5 protein-coding genes and 1 pseudogene are annotated in these 9,360 nt (G+C 48.2%); all 6 read left to right on the top strand.

Going from position 1 to position 9,360, the window contains the following annotated elements:
* Positions 1-425: 425 nt before the first annotated feature.
* Positions 426-1,877: a sodium/proline symporter PutP gene (gene putP / locus ACRCZA_RS09325; RefSeq protein ID WP_438674170.1), complete on the top strand. Its 1,452-nt coding sequence runs from the start codon at positions 426-428 to the stop codon at positions 1,875-1,877.
* Positions 1,878-2,278: 401 nt separating this feature from the next.
* Positions 2,279-3,487, top strand: coding sequence for an OmpP1/FadL family transporter (locus tag ACRCZA_RS09320; RefSeq protein WP_438674169.1), 1,209 nt, complete (start codon positions 2,279-2,281; stop codon positions 3,485-3,487).
* Positions 3,488-3,735: 248 nt separating this feature from the next.
* On the top strand, positions 3,736-4,452 hold the full coding sequence (locus tag ACRCZA_RS09315; RefSeq protein WP_438674168.1) for an SIMPL domain-containing protein: 717 nt from the start codon (positions 3,736-3,738) through the stop codon (positions 4,450-4,452).
* Positions 4,453-4,920: 468 nt separating this feature from the next.
* Positions 4,921-5,931: an efflux RND transporter periplasmic adaptor subunit gene (locus ACRCZA_RS09310; RefSeq protein WP_438674167.1), complete on the top strand. Its 1,011-nt coding sequence runs from the start codon at positions 4,921-4,923 to the stop codon at positions 5,929-5,931.
* Between the two features lie 50 nt (positions 5,932-5,981).
* Positions 5,982-9,230 carry an efflux RND transporter permease subunit gene (locus ACRCZA_RS09305; protein WP_438674166.1) on the top strand — a complete coding sequence of 1,083 codons (3,249 nt, stop codon included), beginning with the start codon at positions 5,982-5,984 and terminating at the stop codon, positions 9,228-9,230.
* Between the two features lie 41 nt (positions 9,231-9,271).
* A pseudogene (locus tag ACRCZA_RS09300) lies at positions 9,272-9,360 on the top strand (YgaP family membrane protein); the annotation flags it as partial.

The raw sequence follows: 9,360 nt of genomic DNA, 5'->3' as shown, positions 1-9,360 counted from the left end.
GCGCGATAGGCCCAAAAGCCAATCCCCATCATTAATACTAAATAACCAACAAAGGTGATTAAAATTGCGGGTTCAACCGTCATCTTGTTTGGGTTCCATCTTTTTTATGCAAAGTGGCGCGCATGCTACCAGAACTTTGCCAAAGTGCCCATAAGTTGCGGTGATTGGGGTTAATATCTGCGATTTTGGTTAAGAAGACTTAGAATTGATAGCAACAAAAACAGATGAAAACTTAAAAGCGAATAAAATCACAACTCACCAACAGTAAAACACTATTAAATAACGTTTTTCACATTCATTATGAATCAGTTTTCTTAAAGAAAATTACCGATAACCACCAAACTTACACCTACTTATGGGCTCTTTAGCAAAGTTCTGGTAGCATGCCCGCCACTTTGTCTAAAAAAAGATGGGACCCAAACAAGATGACGGTTGAACCCGCAATTTTAATCACCTTTGTTGGTTATTTAGTATTAATGATGGGGATTGGCTTTTGGGCCTATCGCGCCACAGATACGGTTGATGATTATATTTTAGGGGGGCGCAAAATGGGGCCCGCCGTGACCGCCTTAAGTGTCGGGGCATCAGACATGTCGGGCTGGCTGTTACTCGGGTTACCCGGCGCAGTCTATCTTGGCGGTTTAGGCGAAGCTTGGATTGGCATTGGTTTGCTGATAGGTGCATGGCTTAACTGGCTATTTGTCGCTAAACGTCTGCGTATTTATACCCAATTAGCCGATAATGCCCTCACCCTGCCGGATTTTTTTGAAAAACGCTTTCAGGATAATCAAGGGTATTTAAAGCTCGTTTCGGCGATCACTATCTTAGTCTTTTTTACTTTCTACGCATCATCGGGCATGGTGGGCGGCGCCATTTTATTTGAAAAAGTGTTTGGGCTCGATTACAACGTCGCCTTAGTGATTGGCTCGGCGATTATCGTCGGTTATACCTTTATTGGTGGTTTTTTTGCGGTAAGCTGGACCGATTTTTTCCAAGGCTGCTTAATGTTAATCGCCTTACTGATTATCCCCTTTGCGATTTTCACCAGCCCCGATAGCCATACCGGCGTTGAGCTGCTCGACCCTGCGATGCTTACGCTCATCAATGACGAAACCACCGTTATCGGTTTATTATCCCTCGGGGCTTGGGGCCTTGGCTATTTTGGCCAGCCGCATATTCTGTCACGCTTTATGGCCATTGGTAGTGCTAAGGATCTGCCACTGTCGCGCCGAATTGCCATGAGCTGGATGGTCATTTCCTTATTCGGCGCCCTCGCGACAGGGCTTGCCGGATCATTGTATTTTGCACAAGATCCCTTAGCCAATCCAGAAACCGTGTTTATCCATCTGGCGCAAGCGGCCTTTAATCCGTGGATTGGCGGCCTGCTGATCGCCGCCATTTTATCGGCAATTATGAGTACGATTGATTCGCAGCTACTCGTTTGCTCAAGCGTCATCACCGAAGACTTTTACCGCAAATGGCTACGTCCAAAGGCAGATGATCGCGAATTGATGATGGTTGGCCGTTTAGGCGTGCTCGCCATTGCCGTGATTGCCGGGATAATCGCCTTAAACCCAGGCAGCAGCGTACTAGGTCTGGTCAGTTATGCGTGGGCCGGCTTTGGCGCCGCCTTTGGCCCGGTGGTGTTACTCTCGTTATTTTGGCGGCAATACAGCCGTAATGGCGCGATTGCGACCATTATTGTCGGGGCGCTGACCGTCGTATGGTGGAAATCAATATCCGGTGGGATTTTTGATCTCTACGAAATTTTGCCAGGCTTTATCCTCGCGACGGTGGCCGGAGTACTCGTCAGCCTAGTGTCGCCCCCCAAAGCGCCCATCACCGCGCAATTTGAGGAATTTAAAACCCAGCTTTAATCAAAACGGCCCTTACAAGCCCAGCGCTGAGTCAAAGACACTGAGTCAAAGGCGCTGAATCAAAGACAATCTTAAAATCAAAAAAGCGTACAACTGTACGCTTTTTTACAATTTATCGCATTTTAACAAACTGACGAGCACAACAATTTATTAACCACAATTAAAACCTGAGCCTGCAAACAACGGCTGTTAAATCAAGTGATTGAGCCAATACATCAATCAACATGAGTCATACCCTTGTTTTAAATTAGTTTAATTAACTGTATTTTAACAAATTTATATTCTGGTCGGACTTGTTGAGGTTACATTCGATCCCTAAGATGCCGGGGACTAAAACGGCTTGAACGGTAGTTGATTACTCCAAATCACGCTCAGGCTGATACCCAAAAGAGAGAATAATAATGAAATCATTCAACAAGACACTTATCGCGGTTGCTGTGGCCTTAACCAGCACGCAAACCCTCGCTGCGGGTTTTCAATTAAATAGCCAATCGGCCACCGGTATTGGCCGAGCCTTCGCCGGTGATGCTGTTATTGCCGATAACGCTTCAGTGTTATCCCGTAACCCTGCGGCCATGGCACTGTTTGATACCAGCGCTTTTTCAGCGGGTTTAACCATGGCTGATGTGCAAGTGGATGTGAAGGATGTGAGTTTCAAAGAGGGCGCGGTCCACTTAGGCAGCATCGATGATGCTGGTACCACCAAGATCATCCCCAATGTGTATTTTATTCATCCCGTCAACGATAAAGTTGCCGTAGGATTTGCTGCCTTTTCGAATTATGGTACTGGCACGGATACCAGCTCTTTATCCAATAAACCAGTGGTTCCGTTTGATTTGCTCGGTAACACTGAAGTCACGACGGTTAACTTTAACGCCAGCGTGTCCTACCGCATTAATGATATAGTCAGCGTGGGTGTCGGCTTAGATGCTATCTATGGTGAAGGTGTCTTAACCCGTGATATGGGGAATCAAGCCCTCGTCGATGTGGAAGCGGACGGTTGGGGACTGGGCGGGATCGTCGGTGCCACCTTTGAGCTAAATGAAAATAACCGCTTAGGTTTAAGCTATCGTTTAAGCCCGACAATTAATGTCGAAGGCGACATCAAAGCGGCTGGCAAAATGCATGAAAGCCTCGATGTGCCGTTAGCCGATATTTTCCAATTTGCTGGCTTCCACCAAATTACCTCTAATTTTGCGGTACATTACACGGCCCAATTTACCCAGTGGGGCAATTTCGAAGAAATTACCCTCATCAATAGTGCTGGCAACCAAGCATTAAAAGAGTACAAATGGAAAGACTCCTGGTTATTTAGCTATGGTGGCACTTACACTATCAATGACCAATTCACCGTACGCGCAGGCTTTATGCATGACCAAGGTGTAGTGAACGAATTAAGCTCACTGTCTATGCCAGATTCAGACCGTACCTGGTACACCGCAGGCCTCAGCTATCATATCAATCCTAAGCATACCGTGGATTTCGGTATTGCCTTAGTGAAAGGTGAAGAAGTGGATTTAGTGGAGAAAAGCCTGATTGTCGGCCCCGTTAACGCCACCACCAAATCTGGCGCCATGTACTACTCAGTACAATACAGCTACCAGTTCTAAGGGCGTGCCCTGACTATTTTGCTAGACCTTAAAAGCCGCATTTTGCGGCTTTTTTTATGGCTGCAATTAAGCATTTTTGGTGGCAACGGAAAACCGCTAACAGCGACATCAGCGCTCCCTAACATAAACTCAGCAATAAATCCCCCCATAGGCTTAAATTAACCAGACTCGAATAAAGATAAATCCAGTGCACATTTCAGCATTTTTCGTTATGGTATAACGTGTTATGTTAATAAGGAGATCATCTGATGCAAAAAAACAACTGGTTCCATGCCCTCGTTCTTGGAGGTTTATTGTGCGGTGGGATGGTGTATTTGGGCCAAAGTGCGACACAAGCCCTGCTGGAGATGAAGGCCATGGAACGCAGTGTCACGGTAAAAGGCCTGGCAGAAAAAGAAGTGAAAGCCAACGTGGCCATTTGGCCCATTAATTTCACCGAGGTGGATAACAATCTGCCCAAACTCTATGACACTGTGCAGCAAAAAACCGATAAAGTGGTCGCCTTTTTAAAACAACAAGGTTTTAGCGATACCGAAATCACCGTGTCCCTGCCCTCCATTGAAGATCGTCAAGCTCAGGGATATGTCGACGCCAATGTCAAATATCGTTACTCAGCCAAGGTCAATTTATCCATATACACTAACCAAATCGATTTGATGCTGAATACTCGCAAGCAAATGATTAACCTTGTCAAAGAAGGCATAGCGATCGCCAATCAGGATTACGATAACCGTACTGAATTTTTATTTACTGAGCTCAATGCGGTCAAACCCACCATGGTGCAAGAAGCCACCCAAAATGCCCGTGAGGTCGCGGAAAAATTTGCCAAAGATTCCGATTCCCGCCTAGGCAAGATAAAAAGCGCCAGTCAGGGCCAATTTACCATTACCGATCGCGACAGCAGTACGCCCTATATTAAGCAAATTCGTATCGTCTCGACCTTAACTTACTATTTAAACGACTGATCTGGCAAAGACAAATAACGGGCTAGGTTAAGGCGCGTGACGACTTTCGTAACAGCTTTAGTAACGGCGTTAGTAACGGAAAGCAGCCAAGGCCTTAAAGTGCCGAGTGCCCTACTTGACTGATGCCGCGCTAGCTTACTGATGGGGGCGAGCGCAGGTCGATTGAGAGGGGGGCACTTGGCTCAATGGCTAAAGGGTGACTGACGACTTGCTGTATCACTGAAGCCTATGTGGGGATGTGGGGATGAGTGCCAAGGCGATGACTAATTCAATGAGTCAATCAACAAGCGACTTAACCTGCCACCAGCAATCACATAGATATCAACGGCTAGCGCTTTAACCATGCAAAAAACTTTCGTGGCGATAGCCCTAACACTTACATTAAAATTTTCTAATAAATAGTGATTGCCTATTAAAATTAACTCCATTAGAATTTACTCATAAATCACATCTGGGATGATATTAGTTATGAAGTCAATTTCTCGTTCCTTTATGCTGTTACTCGCGCTATCAAGCGGCGCACTGCAAGCCAACACCATTGCAACCATTGAAGTGCAGAATAAGCCCTACGCCAATTGGCTTACCTTAGATGCGACCGTTGAAGCGGTGAAAGCTGCAACGGTATCGGCGCAAACCTCCGGCCGCATTATCAAACTTCACTACGATGTGAATGATATCGTGCCCGAAGGCGCAGCCTTGCTGGAAATCACCAGCAAAGAGCAAGGGGCCGAATTAGCCAGCTTTGAGGCTGATCTTGCCAAGGCTAGGGCGTTAAATAGTGAAGCGCAGGCCCAATACCAACGTTATCAAGCCCTATTCCCCCAAGGTGCGATTTCCAAGGGCGCAATGGATGAAGCCATTGCTAACGCCAAATCCACTCAAGAGGCGGTGAGTGCCGCCCAGGCGCGCGTCATTAAAGCCACGGAATCACTCAAATACACTGTTGTTTATGCCCCCTTTAGCGGCATACTCACAAAGCGTTTGGTCGAGGTGGGCGAGACTGTCAGTCCGGGTCAAGCGCTGTTGTCTGGCTTTTCAACTGAGCAAATGCGCGCCATTACCCATATCCCCCAGCGTTACATCAACCAACTGCCCAAGAATAACGAATTTCAAATCCGTTTGCAGGATGGGCGTGAACTGACAGCAACTGACATCACCGTATTTAGCTTTGCCGATCCTCAGAGTCACAGCTACCAAGTGAGGATTAATTTACCAAAAGATCAACTGAATATTCAGCCTGGTGCTTGGGTCAAAGCGAGCGTCAAACTTGGTGAAAGCAATAAAATTCAACTTCCGGTATCAGCACTTATCACCATGAATGAACTGAGCAGCGTCTATCGCCAACAGGGCGACCGCTTTGTTCTAACCCAAGTGCGTATCGCTGAGCCCGTCAATGGGGAGGTAGAAGTGCTGGCCGGCCTGAAGGCGGGCGACAAGATCGCCCTCGATGCCTACCAAGTGTTACTCAATAAACAATAACTGCCTCAGCGGCTCATTTTTAGCGGTTTACGCGTTATCGAGGTTGTTTTATGAAACATGATGCAGTACCCCACACCCAACTTGGGATCTCTGGCAGGATCGCCGCGGCGTTTCAAAATAGCGCCATCACGCCATTGCTGGCCTTACTCGGCTTGTTATTAGGCATATTTGCCATTTTAGTGACCCCCAAAGAAGAAGAGCCACAAATTGACGTCACCTTTGCGGATGTCTTTATTCCGTTTCCGGGGGCAACCCCGACGGAGGTAGAGAACCTTGTCACCCTCCCTGCGGAGCAAGTGATCTCGGAAATCAAAGGGATTGATACTTTATATTCCTTCTCTCAACCCGATGGGGCGCTGATCATTGCCATCTTTAAGGTGGGTGTGGCGCGTAACGATGCCATCGTGAGTCTGTACAACCAGATTTATTCCAACATGGATAAGCTGCCCCAAGGAGCGGGGGTCGGTGAGCCCCTCATTAAGCCCCGGGGAATTGATGACGTGCCTATCGTCAGTTTAACCCTCTGGTCCAAAGATACCTCCGTGTCCGCCGAGCAGCTCACTCACATTGCTCAAGGCCTAGAAACCGAGATCAAACGCATTAGCGGCACCCGCGAGATCACCACTGTTGGCCAACATGAACTGGTCGCCAATGTACGTATCGATCCCGCTAAAATGAACAGTTTTAAGCTGACATACGATCAATTGCGCCAAAGTCTTAAGGACAATAACCACATCTCCATGCCCGCCTCCTTAGTGCAGGGCAATCAGGAAATTAAAGTCCAAGCTGGACAGTTTTTGCAATCGATTGAAGATATTAAGCAGTTGGTTGTCAGCCTCGCTCAGGATAAAGACGGCCGGTCAATTCCGGTGTATTTAGCTGATATTGCCGACATCAGCTTAAAAAGCGATATTCCCAAACACAATGTCTGGCATGCCACTAAGGACGCCATTTCCCCTGCAGTGACCATTGCCATTGGCAAACAAGCCGGGCAAAACGCTGTCGATATTGCCGATGCCGTGCTTGCACGAATTGCCAAGGTCGATAACGTGTTAATCCCGGATAATGTCGAAGTTACGGTATCGCGTAATTACGGTGAAACCGCAGCAGATAAATCCAACACATTAATTTTAAAATTAATTTTTGCAACCAGTGCCGTGGTGGTGCTGGTATTGCTGACAATGGGAGCCCGGGAATCCCTCGTGGTGGGCGTGGCAATTATCATCACGTTAGCCATTACCCTGTTTGCTTCTTGGGCATGGGGATTTACCTTAAACCGGGTCTCATTGTTTGCACTGATTTTTTCTATCGGGATCCTCGTTGACGATGCTATCGTGGTCGTAGAGAACATTCACAGGCACATGGCGCTCGGCAACCAATCCTTCTCGCAGCTTATCCCCGTGGCGGTCGATGAAGTCGGTGGACCCACTATCCTCGCCACCTTCACGGTGATCGCCGCCTTGCTACCCATGGCTTTTGTCTCTGGCTTAATGGGGCCTTATATGAGCCCGATCCCCATTAACGCCAGTATGGGCATGCTGATTTCCCTCGTGGTGGCCTTTGTGGTCACCCCATGGCTCAGCCGTAAACTGCTCAAGCACAGTACCCTTGAGCACAGTGCCCATGAACCCAGCGCTCACACTCATTCCCCTCAGGATCACAGCAAAGCACTGCGGCTGTTTAACCACCTTATTGGGCCATTCTTACGCGGTCACCATGGCCGCAGGGCCAGAATCGGCTTAGCTGCTGGCGTATTGGTGCTGATAGGCATCGCAGTTGCCCTCCCCGTTGGTCAACTGGTGGTACTAAAAATGCTGCCCTTTGATAACAAGTCAGAGTTTCAAGTGATGGTGGACATGCCAGAAGGCACGCCAGTCGAACAAACCCAGCGAGTCCTGCAGGAGTTAAGCAGCTACCTGTTGACCGTGCCCGAAGTGCAACATCTGCAGCTCTACGCAGGCACCAATGCGCCGATGAATTTTAACGGTTTGGTGCGCCATTATTTCCTGCGTAACAGCCAGGAGCTCGGGGATATTCAAGTCAATCTGGTGGATAAAAAACACCGTGACCGCGATAGTCACAGCATTGCCCTGTCTGTCAGGGAAGAGCTGCAACAGATTGGCGCCCCCTATCAAGCCAATATCAAGGTTGTCGAAGTGCCACCCGGCCCACCAGTCTGGTCCCCCCTTGTGGCGGAAGTTTACGGCCCAAGTCCGGCCATTCGTGAACAAGCCGCCTATGAGATGCAGGCACTGTTCCACGAAACCAAAGACGTGGTCGATATCGATATCTTCCTCCCTGCCGCCCAACAAAAATGGCAGGTGATGATCGATCGCAGTAAAGCCAGCCTGATGGCAGTGCCCTACAGCAATATCGTCGACCTCATCGCCACCTCCGTGGGTGGCAAGGATGTCAGCTACTTACATCAGGCGCAGCAAAAACACCCGGTGCCCATTCGCTTACAGCTAAAAGAAGGCGCCAAAGTTGACTTAGAACAAGTGCTTAATCTTAAGCTGCAAAGCCAAAATGGCCAGTCTGTGCCCGTCTCAGAATTAGTGACCATTAAACGTGGCAAGATTGACGCGCCCATTATTCATAAAAATATGATCCCGATGGTCATGGTGGTCGCCGATATGGCCGGTCCACTGGACAGCCCACTTTACGGGATGTTCGAGATGGCGGGCAACATAGATAGCAAGGAAGGTCTCGGCTTTGAGCAATATTATATCCATCAACCCTCGGGCCTAGACGAAATTGCCGTGTTGTGGGATGGCGAATGGAAAATCACCTACGAAACCTTCCGCGACATGGGCATTGCCTATGCCGTTGGAATGATCGCGATTTATTTACTGGTGGTGGCCCAATTTAAATCTTATCTGGTGCCGCTCATCATTATGGCGCCAATCCCATTGACGATTATCGGGGTAATGCCAGGCCATGCCTTACTCGGGGCCCAATTTACCGCCACCTCGATGATTGGCATGATAGCGCTTGCCGGGATTATTGTACGTAACTCCATATTATTAGTTGATTTTATCAATCAAGAAACCGCATCTGGCGTGCCCTTTGAGCAGGCGGTGATCCACTCAGGCGCTGTGCGCGCCAAACCCATTATGTTAACCGCCTTAGCGGCCATGATAGGCGCGTTGTTTATCCTCGATGATCCCATTTTTAATGGGCTCGCGATCAGCCTGATTTTCGGGATTTTTATCTCGACACTGCTGACCTTAATCGTGATCCCCGTGCTGTACTATGCGGTGATGAAAGAAAGGATCCCTTTAACCCAACCCTCAAATTAACCTAAACACGGCCACAGTAATGTGGCCAAAAGGAGTCAATTATGTCGTTAGAACGCAGTATTATGGCTTTTGCTGGCTTTATGGTATTACTGTCTTTGGTGTTAACCGCCTTTGTACACCACAACTTTAT

It is taken from the genome of Shewanella sp. (assembly GCF_051658185.1).
GTDB lineage: Bacteria > Pseudomonadota > Gammaproteobacteria > Enterobacterales > Shewanellaceae > Shewanella.
Note: the sequence above shows the minus strand (reverse complement) of the source record. Positions and strands in the feature narration are given on the sequence as shown.

Excerpts from the sequence above, each read along its gene's own strand:
- putP (WP_438674170.1), top strand. The coding sequence starts at position 426 with ATGACGGTTGAACCCGCAATTTTAATCACCTTTGTTGGTTATTTAGTA.
- ACRCZA_RS09310 (WP_438674167.1), top strand. The coding sequence starts at position 4,921 with ATGAAGTCAATTTCTCGTTCCTTTATGCTGTTACTCGCGCTATCAAGC.
- ACRCZA_RS09315 (WP_438674168.1), top strand. The coding sequence starts at position 3,736 with ATGCAAAAAAACAACTGGTTCCATGCCCTCGTTCTTGGAGGTTTATTG.
- ACRCZA_RS09320 (WP_438674169.1), top strand. The coding sequence starts at position 2,279 with ATGAAATCATTCAACAAGACACTTATCGCGGTTGCTGTGGCCTTAACC.
- ACRCZA_RS09305 (WP_438674166.1), top strand. The coding sequence starts at position 5,982 with ATGAAACATGATGCAGTACCCCACACCCAACTTGGGATCTCTGGCAGG.